This window comes from Halomonas sp. H5 (assembly GCF_050613175.1).
GTDB lineage: Bacteria > Pseudomonadota > Gammaproteobacteria > Pseudomonadales > Halomonadaceae > Bisbaumannia > Bisbaumannia salifodinae.
The window spans coordinates 3619845-3642779 of sequence record NZ_CP192510.1 but is presented as its reverse complement, the minus strand read 5'-3'; the positions used below and the strand labels follow the sequence as shown (position 1 = coordinate 3642779).

The window sequence follows — 22935 nt, the reverse complement described above, 5'->3', positions numbered from 1 at the left end:
TCCGGGGTGGGGTGGAATCCTTGTGTCGAGGAGCTTAAGCGCTCGGCGCCGGAGACCAAGCTTGGCAAACTTATCTAAGCCTTTTGAAAGTATTGAAAGCGGCGGGTCCTTCGACGGCACAGCCGGCGGGGCCTGAGAATTATCCGAAGGTCGCAGGATCGGCGGCGGGGCGAGAGAGGAGCGACGGGTGGCACGAGGAGAGAGCGCGGTCTCCGCCGGCTGGCGGCCGCCGCTGAATATCCTGATCTCACTGCTGGTGGCGGTGATGGTGGCGCTGTCCCTGGGGCTGGCGCTATGGCTGTTCCTGGCCCAGCAGCGCAGCGCCCTGGAGCAGGCCCAGTCGACCCGGGTCGAGGACCTGGCGCGGTTGGTGGCGGCGCGTCGCGACGTGGGCGAGGCCCTGGAGGGCGGGGCGCGGGAGGCGCTGCAGGAACCGATCGAGGCGCTGCGCCGGGCCCTGGGCGTCGACTTTATCGTGGTGATGGATGCCCGGGCGCGGCGCCTGACCCATCCCGACCCGGCGCTGCTGGGCCGCCCCTTCGAGGGCGGCGACGAGGGGCGGGCCCTGGCCGGCGACTACTACGCCTCGCGCGCCGTCGGCACCCTGGGCACCAGCCTGCGCGGCTTCGCCCCGGTCCTCGGCGCCGAGGACCGGGTGCTGGGCGCGGTGGCGGTGGGGGTGACCCTGGAGTCGCTGCTGCCCACCCTGGATGCGCACCGCCGCCAGATCCTCGCCGGGCTGCTGGCGCTGCTGCTGGTCGCCGGCCTGGGGGTGGCCGGGCTAGGGCGCTACCTGCGCCGCCAACTGCTGGGCCTGGAGCCCTGGCAGATCGCCCGCCTGGTGGAGGAGCGCCAGGCCCTGCTGGGGGCGGTGCAGGAGGGGCTGCTGGCGGTGGATGACGCGGGGCGCATCGGCCTGGCCAATGCCGCCGCCCGGCGGCTGCTGGAGGACGCCGGCCTGGGGGCGCCGCACCCGGGCATGGCCCTGGCCGACTACCTGCCGCCGGGAGCGCTGCGCGATGGCCTGCTGGCGGCGACGCCGATGCGGGATCGCGAGGTAAGCCTCAATGGCCGGGTGCTGATCGCCAGCAGCGTGCCGATCCACCACCGCGGCCGCGGCATCGGCGCCGTGGCCACCCTGCGCGACAAGGGCGAGGTGGAGCGCCTGGCCGAGGAACTGACCGGGGTGCGCCGCTACGCCGAGGCGCTGCGTGCCGCCAGCCACGACTTCAAGAACAAGCGCCACGTGATCGCCGGCCTGGCCGCCCAGGGCGACCTGGCGGCCCTGCGTCGCTACCTGAGCGAGCTCGACCAGGGCATGGGCCAGGACGCCACCCTGGACGGGAGCCTCCAGGAGCCCTTGCTGGCCGGCTTCCTGCTGGGCAAGCTGAGCGAGGCCCGGGAGAAGGGCATCGACTTGCGGGTGAGCGCCGAGGGGGCGATCCCCGCCTTCCCCGACCCGGCCCAGGCCCATGCCCTGGTCACCGTGCTGGGCAACCTCTTGGAGAACGCCTTCGAGGCCCTGGCCGGGGCGGCGACCCGGCGGGTGAGCCTGCTGCTGGCGGTGGAGGGGGAGGTGCTCAGCGCCGAGGTGCAGGACACCGGCCCCGGCATCGCCGCCGACTCCCTGGCCCGGGTCGTCGAGGCGGGGGTCTCCACCAAGGGCCCGGGGCGTGGCCTGGGCCTGGCGCTGGCCCGGGAGCGCCTGGCCCACCTGGGCGGCGAGCTGCGTCTCTACAGCACGCCGGGGCAGGGCACCCTGGTGGAGCTCGACCTGCCCCTGACGCCGCCCCGACTGGCGAGGAGCCCCGATGAGTGACCCGATACGCGTGCTGATCGTCGAGGACGACCCCATGGTGATGCGGCTCAACCTCGACTACCTCAACCGCCTCGCTGGCCTCACCCTGGTGGCCCAGTGCGACGACGTGCCCGGCGCCCTGGCGGTGCTCGACGAGCAGCCGGTGGACCTGCTGCTGCTGGATGTCTATCTGCGCGAGCGCAGCGGCCTGGAGATCCTGCGTCGGCTGCGCCGCCAGGGGCGCGACCTGGACGTCATCCTGATCACCGCCGCCAGCGAGGCGGAGACGGTGCGCGAGGCGCGGCGCCTGGGGGTGCGCGACTTCCTGGTCAAGCCCTTCGAGTTCGAGCGCTTCCGCGAGGCGGTCGAGGCCTGCGTGGCCGGGCGCCACGCCCTGGCGCGGCTACCGGCCCGGGCCGCCCAGCACGACCTGGACCGCCTCTTCCAGCCTGCGGTAACGGAGCCGCCCCGGCGCCAGGACGGCCTGCCCAAGGGGCTCACCGCGCCGACCCTGGCCCAGGTGGCGGCTTCGGTGCGCGCCTTCGGCGACGACGCCTTCGCCACCGAGGCGCTGGTGCCGCTCACCGGCATGTCCCGGGTCTCGCTGCGCAAGTACCTCAAGTACCTGGCCGAGCAGGGGATCCTCGAGGAGTCCTTCCACTACGGTCAGGTCGGCCGCCCCTCGTTCAGCTATCGCTGCCTGGATCACCAGGCCTTGGCGGCCCTGGCCGAGGGGGCGTCTTGAGGGTGCCCCTGGCATTCGTCGTCTCCCGGCGGCATCCTTGAGGCCATGACCCTCGACGAGCCCCCACGGCGTTCCGGCAGCATCGAGCGCAGCTACCCCCTCGACTGCCTGAGCGATACCCACGACTACCACCAGCTGCTGGTGGGCCTCGACGGCCGCCTGGACGTCGAGATCGAGGGGCGTGGCGCCGCCGTGGCCCCGGGGGGCGTCTGCCTGATTCCCGCCGTGGCGACCCATCACTACCTGGGGCTCGACGCCGACAACCGCTGCCGGGTGCTGGACCTGCCGGCCGGCGAGGGGGCCGTCGATGCCCTCTTCGCGAGCATCCGCTTCCTGCGCCTGGCGCCCGAGGCGGCCCGGCGACTGGACGATGCGGCCCTGCTGTCGCGGCTCGGCGCCGCGCCGCCCTGGCGCGGCCCGCGGCTCAATATGGCGCGGCTGACCCGGCGGGTGCAGGCCGACCCGGCCGCGCCCTGGGACCTGGCCCGGCTGGCCGAGGTCTCGCGACTCTCCGAACGCCAGCTGCGGCGCAGCCTCTCCGCGCTGACCGGCCTGACCCCCTGGCAGTGGCTTACGCGCCAGCGCCTGGCCCGGGCCGCCCGGCTGCTGGCCGAGGGCGAGGCGTCGATCACCGAGATCGCCCTGGCCTGCGGCTTCGCCGATGGCGCCCAGTTTAGCCGTCACTTTCGCCGTTGGCGTGGCATAACGCCAAGCGACTTCCGCCGCGGGTCTTGATGGCCGAAATCGACAGCCGGCGGCTGCGCCGACGGCGCCCAGTTTAGGTTCATCGCAGATCAGCGTGAAGCCACGACATGAGTGATTCCGGCTTGCTATCGTGGGAGTTCGGCTATGCCGAACGATTGGGCGACGAAGTCGCCCCTGGTGGCAGCCAGGATCGCCCTTCGGGCGATATCGCGCGGAATTCGCGCTCCCACGGGGCATAACGCCGAGCGACTTCCGCCGCGGGTCTTGATGGCCGAAATCGACAAGCCAGGGCCCTGGCCTCCGGCCACACTGGGCGTCTGATTCCCGAATGGAGAAGCGAGATGTCGGCCCTTTCCCCCGCCGAGGCGCGCCGCGCCACCCTCTGGGGCGCCAGCACCATCCTCAGCTGGGCGACCCTGGCGCTGTTTACCCAGTGGGCCGGCCCGGTGCCGCCCTTCCTGCTCACCGCCTTGTGCTTCGGCCTGGCCGGCGGCCTGGCGCTGCTGGTGTTCCTGGCCCGCGGCGAGGGAGCTGCCCTGGGCGAGGCCCTGCGCCAGCCCCCGGCGGGCTGGTTGCTGGGCGTCGGCGGCCTGTTCGGCTACCACCTCTGCTACTTCGTCGCCCAGCAGAACGCGCCGGCGGCCAATGCCGGCCTGATCAGCTACCTCTGGCCGTTACTGATCGTGATCTTCGCCGGCTGGCTGCTGCCGGGGGAGCGCCTGCGTGGCATCCATCTGCTGGGGGGATTCTGCGGTTTCCTGGGCGCGGCGCTGCTGGTGGGGCCGGACGGTCTCGACTGGGCGGGGGAGTACGCCCCGGGCTACCTGGCGGCCTTCGCCGCGGCCTTTATCTGGAGCGGCTACTCGGTGGCCTCGCGGCTGCTGGCGCGGATTCCCACCGCGGCGGTGGCCTGGAACTGCCTGGGGGCGGCGCTGCTGGCGCTGCTTTGTCACCTGGCCTGGGAGCCCCGCGGCTGGCCCGAGGGCGCCAACCTCTGGGCCGTCCTGGCCCTGGGGCTGGGCCCGGTGGGCAGTGCCTTCTTCACCTGGGACCTGGGCATGAAGCGCGGCCAGGTCCGCCTGCTGGGGCTGCTCTCCTACGCGACGCCGCTGCTCTCCACCCTGGTGTTGATCGCCGCGGGCCTGGCCGCCCCCGGCCCGACCCTGCTGATCGCCGCCCTGCTGATCTGTGGCGGCGCCCTGATCGGCAGCGGCCGGCTGGGGCGACGGGGGGGCCATGGTGCCGGGCAGGAGTCGACGGGTTCCTAACCGCGAATCAGCTCGCGAATCAGCCGCCGCCCCGGATGCAGGTGATCCACCAGGTCGCGGGGCAGCGGCAGGGGCTCGTCGCAGAGCATCGAGGCCAGCAGCTCGGCGCACAGCGGCGCGCTGGCCAGGCCCCGGGAGCCGTGGGCGGCGCTGATCCATAGCCCCGGATGGTGGCGTCCCGGCGTCTCGGGGACGCGCTTGGCGTCCTTGCTGAGCGGCGCATAGTCGCGCCGCCAGGCCTCGGCATCCGGTACGGGGCCGGCATAGGGGCTCTTGTCGGGGCTGGCTGCCCGCACCGCGGCGCGCCCCGCCAGGCGCGAGGCGTCCAGCTCGGCGCCGGCCGCGCGCAGCGCCGCCACATAGCCGGGCAGGGTGGCCTCGAGCTCGGCCAGGTTGGCGGCGTGATCCGCCTCCCGCACCGCGTCGCTTTCGTCATGGGGGGCGAAGGTGGCGCCGAAGGTCAGCACCCCGTCCAGGGGCGGTGGCAGGTAGCCGCCGGCGCAGATCACCCGGGTCGGCGCCGGGGCCCCCTCGGGCAGGGGCAGCTCGCTGACCTGGCCGCGGATCGGCTGCAGGGGCAGGGCGGCGCTCTGGGCGAAGCGATTGGCGGCCCGGGCATTGGCCAGGACGACCTGATCCACCGCCAGGCTGTCCCCATCGGCGAGAACCAGTCGCCAGCCCTCGCCCTCCGGGGCGAGGGCCTCCACGGCCGCGGGGCGATAGTCGATGCCCGGGGTGGCCGCCAGGTGCGCGCAGAGGGCCCGGGGCCGCACCCAGCCCGCCGCCGGGTAGTCCAGGCCGCCGCAGCCGGGGGCCTGGTCGCCGGTGAGGCCGCAGCGCCGGGCCAGGGTCTCGGCATCGAGGCCCGCCACCACCGAGGCCGGCAGCGCATGGTGCTCGAGAAAGCGCGCCTGGCGCCGGGCCTCCCGCTCGCCCTTGGCCAGCTGCACCACGCCGCTGGGTTGCCACAGGGCCCGGTCCGGGTCGCGGTGGGCCAGGAAGCGGCAACTATGCAGCAGCCCCGCCAGATAGACCCGGCTCTGGTCGTTGGTCTCGGCGGCCAGCTTGACGTAGAGGGCCCCCTGGCGGTTGCCTGAGGCGCCGGCGGCGATGCCGGCGGGGTCGAGCAGGGTCACCGCCACGCCGCGGTGGGCCAGGGCCTCGGCCACCGTGGTGCCGGCCAGGCCGGCGCCCACCACCGCCACCCGGCGGGCCGGGCGCGCCGGCGGCGGGCTGAACCAGGGCGTCCGGCGACGGGTGCTGTCGTGGGGTGGCGTCTCGATCTCGCCGGCCAGCATCTCCCGCTTGCGGCCGAAGCCGGGCACCTTGCGCCAGGCGAAGCCCGCCGCCTTGAGGCCGCGCTTGACCGCCCCGGCGCAGGTGAAGGTGGCGAAGCTGGCGCCGGGACGGGAGCGGGCCGCCATGGCCTCGAACAGCGCCGGGTGCCACATCTCGGGATTCTTGGCCGGGGCGAAGCCATCCAGGAACCAGGCGTCCACCCGGCCCTCCAGCTGCCACAGGCCCTCGGCGCTGTCGCCGAAGTGCAGGTCCAGGGTCACCCGCTCGTCGAGCCACAGGCGATGCACTCCGGGCAGCGGCTCCGGCCACTGTTCGACCAGCCGCGCCGCCGGCTCGGCGAACTCGGGCCAGGCCGCCAGGGCTCGGGCCAGGTCGTCGCGGCGCAGCGGGAAGAGCTCGGTGGAGACCAGGTGCAGGCGCGCCCCGGCCGGGGCCTGGGCGCGGAAGCAGGCCCAGGCGCAGAGCATATTGAGGCCGGTGCCGAAGCCGGTCTCGCCGATCACGAAGGGGCGCGGCTCCCGCCACTCCCGGAAGCGCCGCGGCAGGTCGTTGGCGGCGATAAACACATGCTCGGTCTCGGCGCGGCCGTCATGGCGCGAGAAGTAGACGTCGTCGAAGTGGGTCGAGTGGGGCGCCGCGGCCAGGGTGTCATCGGCTCGCCAGTCCAGGCTGGCCTGGGTCAGGGGGCGCAGGGGGGGCAGCGTCACGGCTCGGGCCTCGCAGGCAAGGGGGTCGCAGGGTGGTCAAAGCGTAGCCAGCCCGCCCGAGGCGAGGGCGGCTCTGGGCTGGCGCCAGGCATCCGCGGGCTGTTAACAGAGTTTTCCACAGCCGCTGTGCAAAAACCGGCTGTGGAAAACCGCCGGTAGAATCTTAGGAGTCTGTCGAGCTTGACCGATCGTCACGAGAATTACGGATTTCGAGTCAAATTTATCGATCGATTGAGGCGAATAGCCAGCTATTTAACGAAATAGCCTCCTTAGGGCAGCACCTTCTTGAAGGGCTTGACGATGACCTGGGCGTAGACGCCGGCGATCACATAGGGGTCCACGTCCGCCCAGGCCTGGGCGGCCTGGAGATCCTCGAATTCGGCCACCACCAGGCTGCCGCTGAAGCCCGCCTCGCCCGGGTCGTCGCTGTCCGCCGCCGGATGGGGGCCGGCCAGCACCAGGCGTCCCTCGTCACGCAGTTTCTCCAGGCGAGCCAGGTGATCGGGACGAGCGGCCATGCGGCGTTCGAGGCTGTTATTCACATCTTCACTGATGATGGCGTAGAGCATGGGTGAATCCTTGCAGGAAAACCGACGGACCGGTGGCGGGCCTGGCGCGGCACGCGGTTGACCGCGGCCGGCGGGGCGCGCACCATGGAGGCCCTATTTTGACAAAGACGCCCGCCGGCGTCATGCCGATGACCGATTCTTCCCCGCTCGCCGATTCCCTGGCCGAGGTCACCGGCCTCGACCTGCATATGCATTCTACCGCGTCCGATGGGGCCCTGGCTCCCGCCGAGCTGATGGCCCTGTGCCGAGCCCGTGGCCTGACGCACCTGGCGCTGACCGACCACGACACCGTGGAGGGCGTCGCCGAGGCGGCTAAGGCCGCCCGGGAGCTGGGCCTGCGCCTGTTGCCCGCCACCGAGCTCTCCTCCCAGTGGAGTGGCATCAACATCCATGTGGTGGGGCTGCTGCCCGAGGGGGCCCGAGGCCCCTTGGCCGAAGGGCTGGCCGAGCAGGCTCGCGCCCGGGCGGCGCGGGCCGAGGAGATCGCCCGGCGCCTGGAGGCCATCGGCCTCGAGGATGCCTTGGCCAAGGCCCGGGCCCAGGCCGGCAGCGAGCGCCCCCTGGGGCGCCCCGACTTCGCCCGGGCGCTGGTCGCCGACGGCCTGGTCAAGGATATCGGCACGGCCTTCAAGAAGTACCTGGGCAACGGCAAGCGTGGGGATATCAAGGCCCACTGGCCCGCCCTCGACGCGGTGGTGGCCTGGGTGGTGGCCGCCGGCGGGGTGGCGGTGCTGGCCCACCCGCTGCGCTATGGCCTGACCCGGCGCAAGCGCGGCCTGTTGCTGGACGCCTTCCGGGCTGCCGGCGGTGAGGCGGTGGAGCTGGTCAGCGGCTTCCAGAACCCCGACCAGACCCGCGACCTGGCCCGCCAACTGATCGAGCGGGAGCTGTCGGGCTCCGTGGGCAGCGACTTCCACGCCCCGGGCGGCCCCCTGGCCCCGGGCAGCATGAGCCCGGTGCCCCGGGTCGCGGTGACGCCGGTCTGGCATCACCCCCGCCTGGCGGGCTTTGCCGCCGCCTGAGCCGCGGCGTATGCTGATTCCCAGGCCCGAGCCGGGGCGGTTTCAGGACCGCCCTGGCCACCCCTTCCCGGACTCAGTGCAAGGAGCCCGCATGAGCCAGTTCTTCCAGATCCATCCCGAGAATCCCCAGAAGCGCCTGATCGATGGCGCCATCGACATCATTCGCCGCGGCGGCGTGATCGCCTACCCCACCGACTCCGGCTATGCCCTGGGCTGCCACCTGGGGGACAAGAAGGCGGTGGAGCGCATCAAGCGCCTGCGCCAGCTGGACGACAAGCACAACTTCACCCTGGTCTGCTCGGACCTCTCCGAGATCGGCACCTACGCCAAGGTGGACAACGACGTCTTCCGCCTGCTCAAGGCGCATACCCCCGGCGCCTACACCTTTATTCTCCAGGCCACCACCGAGGTGCCGCGGCTGCTGCTGCACCCCAAGCGCCGCTCCATCGGCGTGCGGGTGCCCGATCATCGCATCACCCATGCCCTGCTGGAGGCGCTGGGCGAGCCGCTGATGAGCGTGACCCTGATCCCGGTGGGGGAGGAACTGCCGATGACCGACGCCGAGGAGATCCGCGACTGCTACGCCAATCAGCTCGACCTGATCATCGACGGCGGCGCCTGCCAACTGGAGCCCACCAGCGTGGTGGACCTGCGCGAGCTGCCCCCCACCATCGTCCGCGAAGGGCGCGGCGAGCTCTCGTCGTTCCAGTAATCCTCGCCGCGATTCTCCGCTTGAGTCACGCCCGGCCCTTGGCCGGGCGTCGTGGTTAGGGCCGTCGCAAACAGGATGGCAAGGGGCGTAAGGGGGAGGGCAGAGGCGCGAAAGCGGGCTAGAGTTAATTTGAATGATCAATAAAAATAAAATACGCTGGTTTTTGTCGACTTCGATAACGCCGTGTAATGGATTGGCTCCGGCCGGTCCTCACAGGAGAAAAGCATGACCCCGAACAAGAAGCGATTCCCCGCCCTGCTGGCCGGCCTGGCCGCCGTCTCCTTCGCCGCCACCGCCAGTGCCGAGGCGCCCGCCGAGGAGGCGACCCTCTGCGATCAGCAGGCCTATGCCATGGGCCTGCGCTATCAGCAGCAGTCCGCCGAAGTGGCGGCACTGCAGCGCCAGGGGTATGCCCTGGCCACCCTGCGCCTGGAGCAGGCCATCGAGCGCCATGGCGAGGACGCCGACCTGGCGATCATCACCGACCTGGACGAGACGGTGATCGATAACGGCGCCCTGCTGGTGCGCGATATGCAGCGCTGCCACGATTACACCAGCTGGGACACCTGGAAGCACTGGGAGCGTGAGGGCGAGCCGCGGCTGATCCCCGGCGCCGGAGACTTCCTCGAGTATGCCGATGCGCAGGGCGTGGCCATCTACTATGTCTCCGACCGCTACGACGAGAACAAGGCCGCGACCCTGGCCACCCTGGAGGGGCTGGGGCTGCCCCAGGTCGGCGACGACAGCGTGCTGCTGCTGGGCCCGCCCAAGCAGGAGCGTCGTGACCTGGTGGAAGAGCATCACACCCTGGTGATGCTGCTGGGCGATACCCTGCACGACTTCTCCGAGGCCTTCGTCAGCCGCGTGCCCCTGGACGAGCAGCACGCCGAGCTGGAGGCCAATGCCGAGCGCATCGGCGTCGACTGGATCGTCTTCCCCAATGCCACCTATGGCACCTGGGACGATGCCGAGCTGGAGGCCTGGGACGCACCTTTCGTGACCGAATAAGCGGGAGTCGAAGGCCCCGTGGTCGGGGCAAGCCAGGGAGGCGTCCGCTCAGGCGGGCGCCTCCTTGTCGTTGGAGGCACCGTCGTCGCGCTTCTCCCGGGGATCCGGGGTCTCCTCGTCGAGCCAGGTGCCGCACTTCAGGCAGTATTTGGCACCCTTCTCGTGGCGGTCGTGGCCGCAGCCGGGGCAGGCCTCCTCGGAGTAGCGGTCGGCGCGGATCGAGCGGATCACCTCCGCGGAGAAGACCCCGGTGGGCACGGCGATGATCGAGTAGCCGGTGAGCATCACCATCACCGAGATCGCCTGGCCCAGGGGGGTGACCGGCACGATATCCCCGTAGCCCACGGTGGTCAGGGTGACGATGGCCCAGTAGATGGCGGTGGGAATGCTGCTGAAGCCCGCCTCTTCCGGCTCGATCAGGTAGATCAGGGAGGCGAAGATGGTCACCAGCATGAAGACGCCGAACAGGAACAGGAAGATCTGGTGGCTGCTGCGCCTGAGGGCCTCCACCAGCAGGCGACCCTCGCCGACGAACTGCATCAGGCGCAGCACCCGGAAGACCCGCAGCACCCGCAGCAGGCGGATCACCACCAGGGACTGGGCCCCGGGAACCAGCAGCACCAGCCAGGTGGGCAGGATCGCCAGGACATCGATCACCCCGTAGAAACTCCTCAGGTACTGCCAGGGTCGCTCCAGGCAGTAGAGGCGCACCGCCAGCTCCAGGGTGAAGGCCAGGGTGAAGCCCCACTCCAGCCAGTAGAAGAGGGCGCCGTACTCGGCCCGGTAGGCGCTCACGCTGTCCAGCATCACCACCAGCACGCTGGCCAGGATCACCCCGATCAGGGCGATATCGAAGCCCTTGGCCAGGGGCGTGTCGGACTCGAAGATCACCTGGAAGACGCGGGTGCGCAGGCCTTCGGCGGCGGGCTTGAAGTGATCGCTCATGGGATCCTCCTGATCACGGGCATCGGCCTCAGCCATGCAGGTGGCGGGCCAGGGCCAGGGCATCGCGCCCGGCGTCCGTCGTCCAGTCGTTATCCAGCGCCTGGGCGAGCCGTCGGGCCAGGCGCTGGGTGGGGGCGTCGGCGGTGTCCAGGGCCGCCAGTCGGGCATAGGCGCGCTGGGCCTCGGCGAGGAAGGCCGCGTCACCGCTGTCGTCCAGGGCATCCAGGGCGGCGAGGGCGCGGGCCTCCAGGGCGAGGGCCTCGCCGCCCTCCGGCAAGGCCCACCGGCCGGCCAGCAGGGCCGCGCCCCGGGCCGCCTTGCTGGCATTGGCGGGGCGCAGCGGCACCGACTCGGCGAGCCGCTCGGCCAGTTGCCAGAGGGCGGCGGGGTCGCCCTCCTTGAGCTCCAGTTCCAGTTCGCGAATCGCCGCCCGCCGCTCCCCGGCGCGGACCTCCCCCTCGTCCAGGGCCAGCTCGATGCGGCTGCCCTGCCAGTCGAGCAGCCAGCGGCGACGCCGGAAGTCGGTGGTGAAACGCGGCGCCAGGCGTTCCAGCAGGTCCACCGGTAACGCCGCCATGGGCGGCAGGGTGGCCAGGCGGGTCAGGTCCAGGCTGTCACCGGCCACCGGCCACTCCCACTCGCCGCGCCGCGACAGGCCGCCGTGGCTCTGGCCGGCGGTCTTCAGGGTCTGCACCCAGCCGGCGTCGGTGCGCCTCAGGCGTAGCGCCATGCGTGCGGCTTCCAGCTCCCCCCGGGGGGTATCGAAGTAGGTGTTGGCCAGGGCCAGACGCTCGGGGGAGTGGCTCAATAGCGGCTGGGCCGACAGGCGGTCGGGGCCATCTTCGGCCAGGGCGAGCTTGAGCTCGATCTCTTGGGGCATGGGGCTTCCTGTGTGATGAAAGGGTGAATTTTTTATGACGCTAGCGGGTGCAGTCACTATACTGTCGCCGCCAACTTCCCAAGTGCGACATTTCCTATGGTGACTCCCAACCCCTTCTCCGCGATGTTTGGCCGTTCGCCATTCCAGCCGCTGCTGGCGCATATCGTCAAGGCCAGCGAAGCCGCGAACGAGCTGCTGCCCTTCTTCGAGGCGACCCTTACCGGCGACTGGACCACGGCGGCCCGCCATCGCGAGGCGATCACCCGCCTGGAGCACGAGGCCGACGAGCTCAAGACCGAGCTGCGCCTCAACCTGCCCAATACCATGTTCCTGCCGGTCTCCCGTTCCGATCTGCTCGACCTGATCAGCGTCCAGGACAAGATCGCCAACAAGGCGCGGGATATCACCGGCATCATGCTGGGCCGCCAGATGCAGGTGCCCGAGGCCCTGGCCGGCCCCATGCGCGACTACCTGCAGACCTCGGTGGCCGCCGTGACCCAGGCCCGCAAGGCGCTGGAGGAACTCAAGGACCTGCTGGAATCCGGCTTCGGCCGCAACGTCTCCGACGTGATGCAGAACCTGATCCGCGAGCTGCACACCCTGGAGCATCAGGCCGACAGCCAGCAGGTGGCGATCCGCCGCCAGCTCTTCGGCCTGGAGGGCGACCTGCCGCCGGTGGACGTGATGTTCCTCTACCAGATCATCGACTGGATCGGCGAACTCTCCGACCGCGCCGAACGGGTCGGTAGCCGCCTGCAGATCCTTACCGCCCGCTGAGGCCGGCGCCAGCGCGCCGCCCGGCTCCGGTTCGCGGGGTGACCCCGCCGCGGGCCACTCGCATCCTCCTGACACCTACATAGGATCCAAGTCCCTATGTCGATCATTGCGCAGCACGGCGAAATCTTCATTATCCTGGCCTGTCTCTTCGGCTTCTTCATGGCCTGGGGGGTGGGGGCCAATGACGTGGCCAACGCCATGGGCACCTCGGTGGGCTCCCGGGCCATCACCATCAAGCAGGCGATCATCATCGCCGTGATCTTCGAGTTCCTCGGCGCCTGGCTGGCCGGCGGCGAGGTCACCGATACCGTCCGCAAGGGCATCATCGACCCGGCGCTGCTCACCGACACGCCGGAGCTGCTGGTCTACGGCATGCTGGCGGCGCTGCTGGCCGCGGCCACCTGGCTGCTGATCGCCTCCATGCGGGGCTGGCCGGTCTCCACCACCCACTCCATCGTCGGTGCCATCGTCGGTTTCGCGGTGGCGGGGCTGGGCGCGGCCACCGTGGACTGGGGCGCGGTCGGCAAGATCGCCGCCAGTTGGGTGGTGTCGCCGCTGCTGGCCGGCTCCATCGCCTTCGGCCTGTTCAAGACGGTACAGCACCTGATCTTCGAGGCCCGCGACCCCTTCGCCGCCGCCAAGCGCTACGTGCCCATGTATGTCTTCCTGGTGGGCTTCGTGGTGGCCATGGTGACCATGGTCAAGGGCCTCAAGCACATCGGTCTCGATTTCTCCTATACCCAGAGCTTCCTGCTGTCGGTGGTGATCGGCCTGATCATCACGGGCATCGGCGTCCTGCTGGAGCGTCGCGTCGACTACCAGAAGAGCGCCGGCGATGCCTTCGGCTATGGCGGCGTGGAACGGGTCTTCGGCGTGCTGATGCTGTTCACCGCCTGCGCCATGGCCTTCGCCCACGGCTCCAACGACGTGGCCAATGCGGTGGGGCCGCTGGCGGCGATCATCAGCGTGGTGCGCAGCGGTGGTGCCGTCGAAGGCGCCGCCCTGGTGCCCTGGTGGGTGCTGGTGCTGGGCGGCGGCGGCATCGTGGTGGGCCTGGTGACCTATGGCCGCAAGGTGATCGCCACCGTGGGCACCGGGATCACCGAGCTGACCCCCAGCCGCGGCTTCGCCGCCACCCTGGCCGCCGCCACCACCGTGGTGCTGGCTTCGGGCACCGGCCTGCCGATCTCCACCACCCATACCCTGGTGGGCGCGGTGCTGGGCGTGGGCCTGGCCCGCGGCATGTCGGCGCTGAACCTGCGAGTGATCAGCACCATCGCCATGTCCTGGTTGATCACCCTGCCCGCCGGTGCCGGCCTGGCGATCCTCTTCTTCTTTACGCTCAAGGGGATATTTGGCTAGCGGCGACCCGATCTCTTCCAGGTCCCGTTAAGCATCGCGGCGGCGCCCAAGGGTGCCGCCGTTTTCATTGGCTTGCTATAGTCGAAGCTCACTTCCTTCGTTCACCTGCTGCCGGAGTGCGGCCCTTGAATACGCGCTTTCCCTTCGTCGACTGGTTCCGTAACTCGTCCCCCTATATCAATGCCCATCGCGGCCGCACCTTCGTCATCCTGATCGAGGGCGAGGCCATGGCCGAGGGCCGAGGCGAGCAACTGATCCAGGACCTGGCCCTGCTGCACACCCTGGGCGTGCGCCTGGTGGTGATCTATGGCATCCGCCCCCAGGTGCAGGCGGTCCTGCAGGCGGAGGGCATCGCGCCGCGCCGGCACGAGGGGCGCTGGGTCGCCGACGACGCCATCATGGCCCGGGTCGAGCGCATCGCCGCCGAGCAGCGGCTGTGGCTGGAGGCGCGCCTCTCCCTGGGCCTGCCCAACACCCCCCTGCATGGCGTCGAGCTGACCGCCGTCTCCGGCAATCTGGTGATGGCCAAGCCGCTGGGGGTGCGCGAGGGCATCGACTACCACCGCAGCGGCGAGGTGCGGCGGGTGCGGGCCTCGGCCATCCAGGGCCTGCTCGACCAGGGCTCCCTGGTGGTGCTGCCGCCCCTGGGCTTCTCCAGCACCGGCGAGGTGTTCGACCTGGACGCCGCCGAGGTGGCCCAGCAGACCGCGGTGGCGCTGGGCGCCGACAAGCTGATCCTGCTGGGCGAGGCGGCGGGGCTGCATGACGCCAGCGGCCGGCTGCAGCGGCAGCTGACCCCCGCCGAGGCGACGCCGCTTATGGAGCGCGCCGCCCCCGGCAGCGAGCTGGCCCGTCACCTGGGCGCGGCCTGCGAGGCCGCCCGCCATGGCGTGGCTCGCACCCACCTGCTCTCCTGGCTGGATCACGACGCCCTGTTGGGCGAGCTCTTCACCCGCGACGGCGTGGGTACCATGATCACCCAGCACCGTTACGAGCAGTTGCGTGCCGCCGAGCTGGCCGATGTGGGGGGGCTGCTGGAGCTGCTGGAGCCCCTGGAGCATCGCGGCATGCTGGTGGCTCGCTCCCGGGAGCGCCTGGAGCACGAGATCGACGACTACCTGGTGATCGATCGCGACGGCATGGTGATCGGCTGTGCCGCCCTGCACTGCTTCGCCGATGCCGAGATGGGCGAGCTGGCCTGTGTGGCGGTGCATGGCGACTATCGGGGCGGCGCCCGCGGCGAGTTGCTGCTGGCGGAGATCGAGCGCCGTGCCCGCCGCCTGGGGCTGACGGCGCTGTTCGCCCTGACCACCCACACCACCCACTGGTTCTTCGAGCATGGCTTCCAGCTCGCCTCGGTGGGGGACCTGCCGCCCCTGAAGCGCGAGGCCTACAATCAGGCGCGCCGCTCCAAGGTGTTGATCAAGTCTCTGTAGGCGGCCGAATCATCGAGGCATCCGGACCAGGGCGTGTCGCCCGGATGCCTCGCTTCGGAGTGTCGCCAAAACGATTTTACTAAATAATTGATTTTAAAAGATTAATTTGGATTCTTTGCAAAGACGTCGGAGAATCGCGACGTTATGCCCGCCTGCTAGGGGCCGTCTGGCCCCACGCCTGCCGCTTACTTCCTGTCTTGTATTTTTAACCACATGAATTTAAAAGGTTTTTTAAAACCTGGCATGCGAATCGCTATGGTTAGGGTGAGCAGCGAGAAGGAGATTGTACGGCTCATCTCCTTCGGTCCCAGGCAAGGCGAGCATTTCGCTCCCTGTGCCGCTCGCCTCGCCCAGGGCCAGCGTCTGCTCCATGCGATGTGACACTCAGGTTGCGATGAGACCGGTGCCGCCGCGAGGCATGGAATGGCGCCGTTAGAGGGCAAGGATGCTCTGGCAAGGATGCCTCATCCCCTACGGGGGATCGAATTTCGATGGGCAGGGAAGGCCTGCCCGTCCCAGGAATGAAGCCGGGCGACTGCCCCCGTCGAGCTAGCCCCTGGCAGGCGATGATGCGCGACATGGCTTCCGGGCCTCGGCCCTGCGAGTAGCGATGCCCCCGGCCAGGCGGCAAGGCAACAATGCTCGTCCCCTTTAGTTCCCTGCGTACCTCGGGCCGACTCTGTCGGCCCATTTTTTTATGCCGGGCAGGGGGAGATAAGGACGACTGTCGGTGATTGACCACGACGCGGTTCGCAGTGTCGCCAAATGCATACTAAGCAACATGTTATTTATAAAGGATATTTCCTTTTCTTCCGAAAAGGCGTCTCCATAAGGAGACAAAACAGGGCTTGAAAGCAGAGGGCTTTCGCCGGCCGGCGGCGGCGACTCGCCAGGGTAGACTCTTAATTATTTGTATTTATTGAGTTTTTATTTCGTTGGCACGGCTTTGGCAATGGGTAGGGCAAGCGGGACGAATGACCGCGAGCACTGCCCCGCTAAGGGGAAGAATCTCGATAAGGCGCCCGATGGGCGGCTTATCCTGGAAGTCAGGCGTCACCCTCGATGGGCGGCCGATGACTTCGGGCCTCGGGCCCAACGGCGGTTTCGATCGATACGCCGTTACTTCAGTTCCCTGCGTACCTTGGGCCGGCTCTGCCGGCCCTCTTTTTTTGTGGGCGTTTTCCTGGCCTCCGCGGCATCTCTGGTATTCTCGGTGAGTATGATGCATGGCAACTTCCCTACTCCGGCATAGAACCCTGGTCATGACCACGCAGGTGTCGCGCCGTTGGCGCCCCCGTTCCCTATTGCAGCTGGTGCTGCTCGCCTTCCTGGTGGTGATGCTGCCGCTGGGTGTGCTGATGTTCCAGGCCGGCCAGGCGCTGGCCGAGTTGACCCGCCTGGCCGATGTCGGCGCCCGCCAGGCGGTGGAGGAGACCCGTCGGGCCCGGGCCCTGACCTCCCTGTCGCTGGAGATGGAGCGCAGCGCCCGCCAGTATGCGGTGGTGGAGGATCCCGGCCTGATGGCCATCTTCGTCGAGCGTCACGCCGAGTTCGAGTCGCTGCTGCGCGACCAGCGACGCCTGCTGCCGGACGACCCGGATATTCAGGCGCTCTTCCCGTTGCTCGAGGAGTTGGCCTCCCTGCCGGGGGTGGGGGGCGCCGAGGTGCGCGAGCGCCTGGATGCCTTCGCCGCCCTGGCCAACCATGCCGAGGCGGTGCGTCGGGCCACCAATCGCAAGATCGATGAGCGTATCGACGCGATTCGCGAGCGTGCCGACAATGTCCAGGCGCGACTCTGGCTGCAGACCCTGGCCCTGGTCTCCGCCAGCCTGGCGCTGATGCTGCTCTTTACCTGGCTGATCATGCGACCGATTCGCCAGCTGGAACGGCGTATCCTGGGGATCGGCGGTGACAGCCACACGGCGCCGGTGGCTCACTCCATCCAGGGACCGGCGGAGCTGGTACAACTGGGGGAACGCCTCGACTGGTTGTCGGCGCGTCTCGGCGAGGTGGAGGCCCAGAAGCAGCAGTTCCTGCGCCATATGTCCCACGAGCTCAAGACCCCCCTGGCCAGCGTGCGGGAGGGCACGGCGCTGCTCTGCGACGGGGTGGCCGGGCGCCTCGACCCGCGTCAGCGGGAGATCCTCGAACTGATCGATGCCAGCGGCGAGGAGCTGCAGCGGCTGATCGAACAGCTCCTCGACTACAACCTGCTCCAGCATCACCGCGAGGTGGACACCCAGCGCTTCGATATGACCGCGCTGATCGAGGAACTGCTGGCCAAGCACCGGCTGGCGCTGACCCACAAGGGCATGCGGGTCAGCGCCCCGGTGGTGTCCCTGGAGTGGTGCGCCGACCGCACCGCCACCGGGCGAATTCTCGACAATCTGTTGTCCAATGCCATCGCTTACGGCGAAGATGGCGGCGTCCTGGAGATTCGCCAGCGGCGCGAGGGGGCCACCCTGGTCCTCGAGGTGGCCAACAGCGGCGAGGCGATCGACGAGACGGACCGGGCCCGACTCTTCGAGCCCTTCTACCAGGGCCGGGCCCGCCGCAAGGGGGCCCTCAAGGGCTCCGGCATCGGCCTCTCGGTGGCCGTGGACTGCGCGCGCATGCAGCAGGGCAGCCTGGAGTTGATCGGCGATGATCTGCTGCCGGTGTGCTTTCGCCTGACCCTGCCCTGGCAGCCGGGGCCGCCTCCCAGCCTAGAACAGAAGAAGACCCCTGCACCGGCGGGCCCGGCGGCGCAGGAGCACGCAAGGAGCCGTTGAGTCATGAACTATCGTGTTGTCGCCACCCTGGTGGGCGCCGCGCTATTGGCCGGATGCCAGTGGCTGCCGGAAGCGCCCCAGGGCCTCGCCTCCCCGCCGCCGGTGGGGCCGTCCTGCGAACGGGAGATTCCGCTGCTGGTGGAGAGCGACTGCCTGCTGGACGCCTGGGTGGCCTTCGGCCTGGCCTCCCAGCGCGGTGATCGCGAGTGGCGGGACGGCCTGCTGGCGCGCCTCGAGAGTGAGGACGAGCGCTCGCGGCTGGCCCGCGCCATCCTGCTGGCCTGGGGGAATGAGCGCCAGTGGGACCGGGCCGCGGCGCTGCTGGAGGACACCACCATCGTCGCCGCTCCCGAGCCGTTGCAGCCGCTGCTGCGCTACTGGCGCAACGACCTGCAGGGGCGCCGTGGGCTGGTCGAACGGTTGGCGCGCAGCGAGCGCCAGCGCGAGGCCCTGGAGGCCGAACGCCTGGAACTGGAAGAGAAGCTCGAGGCGCTGACCGCCATCGAGCAGAGCATTAACCTACGTCAGCCGTCTCCATGACGGCGACCGGAGTCGAAGTGTGAAGCAAGCCGCGCATATCCTGCTGGTGGACGACGACGCCAGCCTGCTGAAACTCCTGGGCATGCGCCTGGAGAGCCACGGATTTCGGGTCACCACGGCGGCCAGCGGTCGCGAGGCCCTGGAGCGGGTCGAGGCCTCGCGCCCCGACCTGGTGCTCTCCGACCTGCGCATGGACGAGATGGACGGCCTGGCGCTGTTCCAGGAACTGCAGCGGCGCCTGCCCGGCTTGCCGGTGATCATCCTCACCGCCCACGGCTCGATTCCCGATGCGGTGAGCGCCACCCGCCAGGGGGTCTTCAGCTTCCTCACCAAGCCGGTCAATCGCGACGAGCTGTTCGCCGCCATCGACGAGGCCCTGGCCCAGACTCCCCGGGGCGGCGAGGGCGAGCAGGGCTGGCGGGCCGAGATCATCACCCGCAGCCCGGAGATGGAACGCATCCTCGAGCAGGCGCAGATGGTCGCCGCCTCGGACGTCAGCGTGCTGGTCACCGGCGCTTCCGGCTCCGGCAAGGAGCTGCTGGCCAGCGCCATCCACAAGGCCAGCCCGCGGGCCGACAAGCCGTTCGTGGCGATCAACTGCGGCGCCCTGCCGGAGCAGCTGCTGGAGAGCGAGTTGTTCGGTCATGCCAAGGGCGCCTTCACCGGCGCGGTCAGTCAGCACCAGGGCCTCTTCCAGGCCGCCGACGGCGGCACCCTCTTCCTCGACGAGATCGGCGACATGCCGCTGCCGCTGCAGGTCAAGCTGCTGCGCGCCCTGCAGGAGCGCCAGGTGCGGCCGCTGGGCTCCACCGTCTCGATGCCCATCGACGTGCGGATCATCTCCGCCACCCACCGCGACCTGAGCCGCGCCATGGCCGACGGCGACTTCCGCGAGGATCTCTACTACCGCCTCAACGTGGTCAACCTCAAGCTGCCGGCCCTCAAGGAACGCGCCGAGGACGTGCCGCTGCTGGCCAAGCACCTGGTCGCCAAGGTGGCGTCCCGCCACAAGGCCTTCGTCAAGGGCTTCTCGCCGGAGGCCCTCAACCTGCTGGCCTCCTGCGCCTGGCCGGGCAACGTGCGTCAGCTGGTCAACGTGGTGGAGCAGTGCGTGGCCCTGAGCAGCGCGCCGATCATTCCCGAGGCGCTGGTCTCCCAGGCCTTGGCCGCCGAGGAGAATGGCCTGCCCACCTTCAACGACGCCCGCGCCGGTTTCGAGCGCAGCTACCTGATCAAGGTGCTGAAGATCACCGAGGGCAACGTCACCCAGGCGGCACGCATCGCCGGGCGCAATCGCACCGACTTCTACAAGCTGCTGGGGCGCCACGACCTGGAGCCGAGCCGTTTCAAGCCCGGCGCCGAGTCGAGCTGACGCCCCACCGGGTGGGGCGTCGGGGCGGGACCTACTCGGGCATCTTGGTCTTGCGCAGGTAGGGGAAGATGGTCTCGAACTCGCCGAATTTTTCCTTGGCCTCGGCATCGGAGACGCTGGGCGGGATGATCACGTCCTCGCCGACGGTCCAGTTGACCGGGGTCGCCACGCCCTTGCTGGTGGTGGCCTGGAGGGCATCCAGGGCGCGCAGCACCTCGGCGAAGTTGCGGCCCACGGTCATCGGGTAGGTCATGGAGAGCTTGAGCTGCTTGTCCGGGCCGATGATAAAGACGGTACGCACGGTGGCGCTGTCGGCCGGGGTGCGGCCGTCGGGCAGGTAGGCCTCGGCGGGCAGCATATCGAACAGCTTGGCGACCTTGAGGTCGTTGTCGGCGATGATCGGGAAGCCCACCGGGCACTCGGCATACTGCTCGATATCACCGATCCAGCCCTTATGTTCCTCGACCCCGTCCACGGAGACGCCGATCACCTTGGTGTTGCGCTGCTTCCACTCCCCGTCGAGCTGGGCCACGGCGCCGAACTCGGTGGTGCACACCGGCGTGAAGTCCTTGGGGTGAGAGAAGAGGATGGCCCAGCCGTCGCCGATCCAGTCATGGAAGCGGATCGGCCCCTGGCTGGTCTGCGCCTCGAAATCGGGGACGACATCATTGATACGCAGTGACATGGTGTGGTTCCTTCTAGCGGAATGAATGCGAGCCGGCGGGCCAGGGGAGAAGGGGCCGCCGGTAGCGAATGGCAGGTTGCCAATTAGACCCTAGCACACCCGGAGCGGCGGGCGGCAGCGGCGTTGTCTCAAGGCGTGTCGGTCGCCTCGTCGCGGTGAACGGCGGTGACTTCCAGGTCGAGGCGTCCCTCGCCGAGGCGGGCACCGAGCCGCTGTCCAGGGTGGGTCTCCTCGGCGCGACGCACCACCCGTTGCGCCTCGTCCTCGAGGATCGCATAGCCGCGCCCCAGCACCGCCAGCGGGCTCACCGCCTGCAGCTCCCTCACCACCCCACCGAAGCGTTCGCGATGCCGGGCCAGCTCCCGGGGCATGGCCGTGCCCAGGCGGCGCCGGGCGGCCTCCAGGCGCTCCCGGGCCTGGCGCAGCTGGCGGTGGGGCGGATGGGCGGCCAGGCGGCGGGCCAGTTGCCCCTCGCGGCGGCGCTCGTTCTCCAGGCGCAGCTGCATGGCGCGGTGCAGCCGCGCGCGCAGCTGCTCGAGGGCCTGGCGCTGGGTCGCCAGCCGCTCGCCGGGGTGGCGCAGCCGGGCACGCAGGTGATCGAGGCGCTGGCCCTCGCGGTCGAGGCGGGCGCGCTGGGCGCGCACCAGGCGTGCCTCCCACTGGCCCAGGCGACGGCGCAGGTCGGCCTGGTCCGGCACCAGTTGCTCGGCGGCGGCGGAGGGCGTGGGGGCGCGGACGTCGGCGGCGAAGTCGGCCAGGGTCAGGTCCACCTCGTGGCCCACCGCCGACATCACCGGCAGCCGCGAATGGAAGATGGCCCGCGCCAGGTGCTCGTCGTTGAAGGCCCAGAGGTCCTCCAGGCTGCCGCCGCCGCGGGTGATCAGGACGGCGTCCCGGGCCGGGTCCAGGTTGGCCTGGCGATTGAGCAGGGCCAGGGCGCGGATCAGGCTCGGGGCCGCCTCGCGGCCCTGCACCGGTACCGGGATCAGGGTGGGGCGGGCCAGGGGCCAGCGCGCCGCCAGCACCGCCAGCACATCGCGGATCGCCGCGCCGCTGGGCGAGCTGAGGATCAGCAGGTGGCGGGGCGGGTAGGGCAGGGGGCGGGCATTGGCGAAGACGCCCTCCGCCTCCAGTTGGGTCTTGAGGCGCTGGTAGGCCGCCAGCAGCTCGCCCTCGCCGCTGGCCTGCACCGCCTCGACGATCAGCTGGTAGTCGCCGCGGGGCTCGAAGATCGACAGCCGGCCGCGTACCTTGACCCGGTCGCCGTCGCGCATCGGCGCCGCCACGAAGCGTGCCCGGGTGCGAAACAGCGCGCAGCGCAGCTGCGCCTCGGCATCCTTGAGGGTGAAGTAGACATGCCCCGAGGCCGGCCGCGACACCCCGGAGAGTTCGCCCTCCACCCAGCAGTCGCCGAAGTCGCGCTCCAGCAGCAGGCGGGCCTGGCGGTTGAGCTGGCTGACGGAAAGCGGGGCGGGGGTGTCGGACATGGCGGGGCTCCTCGGGCTAAGGCGCCCAGCCTAGCATGCCATGGGCCGCGGAGCGCAGCGTCCCCCGAACGCGGCAGGGCTGGCTTTGTGGCCCGGGGCTACCCTGGGGGCAGGCCGTCGCGGGGCGCTGTGAACCCCTCCCTGGGCGCTACTTTTGCCATCCATGGCAAAAAACCCCGCTCCATCCTACCCCCAGCGCCCCTCAGCCATTCCAACTGCGATGGCTCTGCTTAAGGCAGTGCATTTAGGCAGTACATTTCACACCTGAAAAGCCGCCTTAGGCGGGCTTACTCGTCGGGGGTGACCGCATCCCGGGCCGCCTCCCAGGCCTGCCGGGCATTCTCGCGGGTGGTCTCCCAGGCCCGCTCGGCGCCCTCCTGGGTCGCCTGCCAGGCGCTTTCGGCGCCTTCCTGGGTCCGCATCCAGGCCTCGCGGGAGCGCTCCCGGGCCTGCGCCCACCAGGCGTCGTTATAGGTCGGGTAGCCCTCGACCTCCTCGGCGCTGGCCTCGAGCATCACCCGGTGCTCGGCATCGCCGTCGTTCTCGAGGTCGGTAATCAGGGTGAAACGGCCGGACTCGACGATGAATTCGCGACCGCCGAGGCCCAGGGCGTTGCCGCTCTCGACCACCAGGGCGGTGATCTGCATCGCCTCGTCGAAGAGGATGTCCTCGACCTCGCCGACCCGCTCGTCGGGGTTGCCGGTCAGGTAGACGCCGGCGTCGAGAATATCGTCGGCGGAGTAGAGCCCCTGGGGCTGGTAGGTCGATTGGGCCTGGGCGCCCAGGGCCAGGCCGCCGGCCATGGCGGCAATGGCGAGGGACAGGGTCGGTTTGCGCATCGAATCAC

20 protein-coding genes are annotated in these 22935 nt (G+C 70.0%); 13 read left to right on the top strand and 7 right to left on the bottom strand.

From position 1 onward, the window contains the following. The first annotated feature begins 187 nt into the window (after positions 1-187). The 4 genes from ACQ1W9_RS16820 to yddG all read left to right on the top strand — a co-directional run bounded on the left by ACQ1W9_RS16820 (position 188) and on the right by yddG (position 4516). Complete coding sequence (locus tag ACQ1W9_RS16820; protein WP_431024385.1) at positions 188-1819, top strand: ATP-binding protein; 1632 nt, start codon at positions 188-190, stop codon at positions 1817-1819. Then, positions 1812-2543: a response regulator gene (locus ACQ1W9_RS16815; RefSeq protein ID WP_431024384.1), complete on the top strand. Its 732-nt coding sequence runs from the start codon at positions 1812-1814 to the stop codon at positions 2541-2543. Before ACQ1W9_RS16820 ends, ACQ1W9_RS16815 begins: the two co-directional genes overlap by 8 nt. Before the next feature lie 45 nt (positions 2544-2588). Next, positions 2589-3278 carry an AraC family transcriptional regulator gene (locus ACQ1W9_RS16810; RefSeq protein WP_431024383.1) on the top strand — a complete coding sequence of 230 codons (690 nt, stop codon included), beginning with the start codon at positions 2589-2591 and terminating at the stop codon, positions 3276-3278. A 311-nt stretch (positions 3279-3589) separates the two neighbouring features. Beyond that, the gene (yddG, locus tag ACQ1W9_RS16805) at positions 3590-4516 is read left to right on the top strand and encodes an aromatic amino acid exporter YddG (RefSeq protein WP_431024382.1); all 927 of its coding nucleotides are present in this window, start codon (positions 3590-3592) and stop codon (positions 4514-4516) included. Here yddG and mnmC read toward each other — a convergent pair. Both mnmC and ACQ1W9_RS16795 read right to left on the bottom strand, forming a co-directional pair. Then, on the bottom strand, positions 4513-6522 hold the full coding sequence (gene mnmC / locus ACQ1W9_RS16800; protein ID WP_431024381.1) for a bifunctional tRNA (5-methylaminomethyl-2-thiouridine)(34)-methyltransferase MnmD/FAD-dependent 5-carboxymethylaminomethyl-2-thiouridine(34) oxidoreductase MnmC: 2010 nt from the start codon (positions 6520-6522) through the stop codon (positions 4513-4515). The genes yddG and mnmC overlap by 4 nt on opposite strands. Before the next feature lie 269 nt (positions 6523-6791). Beyond that, a complete protein-coding gene (locus tag ACQ1W9_RS16795) occupies positions 6792-7091 on the bottom strand; it encodes a YciI family protein (protein ID WP_431024380.1) in 300 nt (99 codons plus the stop codon). A 128-nt stretch (positions 7092-7219) separates the two neighbouring features. On the opposite strand from ACQ1W9_RS16795, the gene ACQ1W9_RS16790 reads away from it, so the two are divergent. The 3 genes from ACQ1W9_RS16790 to ACQ1W9_RS16780 all read left to right on the top strand — a co-directional run bounded on the left by ACQ1W9_RS16790 (position 7220) and on the right by ACQ1W9_RS16780 (position 9833). Then, on the top strand, positions 7220-8113 hold the full coding sequence (locus ACQ1W9_RS16790) for a PHP domain-containing protein (protein WP_431024379.1): 894 nt from the start codon (positions 7220-7222) through the stop codon (positions 8111-8113). Positions 8114-8204: 91 nt separating this feature from the next. Beyond that, complete coding sequence (locus tag ACQ1W9_RS16785) at positions 8205-8825, top strand: L-threonylcarbamoyladenylate synthase (RefSeq protein ID WP_431024378.1); 621 nt, start codon at positions 8205-8207, stop codon at positions 8823-8825. Between the two features lie 225 nt (positions 8826-9050). Further along, positions 9051-9833 (top strand): 5'-nucleotidase, lipoprotein e(P4) family, encoded by a 783-nt coding sequence (locus tag ACQ1W9_RS16780; protein WP_431024377.1) that lies wholly within the window; start codon positions 9051-9053, stop codon positions 9831-9833. 48 nt (positions 9834-9881) lie between these two features. Here ACQ1W9_RS16780 and ACQ1W9_RS16775 read toward each other — a convergent pair whose 3' ends face one another. Both ACQ1W9_RS16775 and ACQ1W9_RS16770 read right to left on the bottom strand, forming a co-directional pair. Beyond that, on the bottom strand, positions 9882-10778 hold the full coding sequence (locus ACQ1W9_RS16775) for an ion transporter (RefSeq protein WP_431024376.1): 897 nt from the start codon (positions 10776-10778) through the stop codon (positions 9882-9884). Positions 10779-10806: 28 nt separating this feature from the next. Continuing rightward, positions 10807-11658, bottom strand: coding sequence for a CYTH domain-containing protein (locus ACQ1W9_RS16770; RefSeq protein ID WP_431024375.1), 852 nt, complete (start codon positions 11656-11658; stop codon positions 10807-10809). A 96-nt stretch (positions 11659-11754) separates the two neighbouring features. On the opposite strand from ACQ1W9_RS16770, the gene ACQ1W9_RS16765 reads away from it, so the two are divergent. The 6 genes from ACQ1W9_RS16765 (at position 11755) to glrR (ending at position 19916) form a co-directional block, all read left to right on the top strand. Then, positions 11755-12435 (top strand): TIGR00153 family protein, encoded by a 681-nt coding sequence (locus ACQ1W9_RS16765; RefSeq protein ID WP_431024374.1) that lies wholly within the window; start codon positions 11755-11757, stop codon positions 12433-12435. A gap of 96 nt (positions 12436-12531) precedes the next feature. Beyond that, positions 12532-13797, top strand: a complete 1266-nt coding sequence (locus ACQ1W9_RS16760; RefSeq protein WP_431024373.1) for an inorganic phosphate transporter — start codon at positions 12532-12534, stop codon at positions 13795-13797. A 125-nt stretch (positions 13798-13922) separates the two neighbouring features. Continuing rightward, entirely contained in the window at positions 13923-15233 is a 1311-nt protein-coding gene (gene argA, locus ACQ1W9_RS16755) for an amino-acid N-acetyltransferase (protein ID WP_346062735.1), read from the top strand. Between the two features lie 1262 nt (positions 15234-16495). Continuing rightward, positions 16496-18004: a sensor histidine kinase gene (locus tag ACQ1W9_RS16750; RefSeq protein ID WP_431024372.1), complete on the top strand. Its 1509-nt coding sequence runs from the start codon at positions 16496-16498 to the stop codon at positions 18002-18004. A 3-nt stretch (positions 18005-18007) separates the two neighbouring features. Beyond that, the gene (locus ACQ1W9_RS16745) at positions 18008-18544 is read left to right on the top strand and encodes a hypothetical protein (RefSeq protein ID WP_431024371.1); all 537 of its coding nucleotides are present in this window, start codon (positions 18008-18010) and stop codon (positions 18542-18544) included. 19 nt (positions 18545-18563) lie between these two features. Further along, the gene (gene glrR / locus ACQ1W9_RS16740; protein ID WP_346062732.1) at positions 18564-19916 is read left to right on the top strand and encodes a two-component system response regulator GlrR; all 1353 of its coding nucleotides are present in this window, start codon (positions 18564-18566) and stop codon (positions 19914-19916) included. 31 nt (positions 19917-19947) lie between these two features. On the opposite strand, the gene ACQ1W9_RS16735 is transcribed toward glrR, so the two are convergent. From ACQ1W9_RS16735 to ACQ1W9_RS16725, 3 genes are all read right to left on the bottom strand, one after another. After that, on the bottom strand, positions 19948-20601 hold the full coding sequence (locus tag ACQ1W9_RS16735; protein ID WP_431024370.1) for a peroxiredoxin: 654 nt from the start codon (positions 20599-20601) through the stop codon (positions 19948-19950). 128 nt (positions 20602-20729) lie between these two features. Next, positions 20730-22088 carry an exodeoxyribonuclease VII large subunit gene (gene xseA / locus ACQ1W9_RS16730; protein ID WP_431024369.1) on the bottom strand — a complete coding sequence of 453 codons (1359 nt, stop codon included), beginning with the start codon at positions 22086-22088 and terminating at the stop codon, positions 20730-20732. Positions 22089-22375: 287 nt separating this feature from the next. Next, on the bottom strand, positions 22376-22927 hold the full coding sequence (locus ACQ1W9_RS16725; RefSeq protein WP_431024368.1) for a PRC-barrel domain-containing protein: 552 nt from the start codon (positions 22925-22927) through the stop codon (positions 22376-22378). Between the last annotated feature and the right edge of the window lie 8 nt (positions 22928-22935).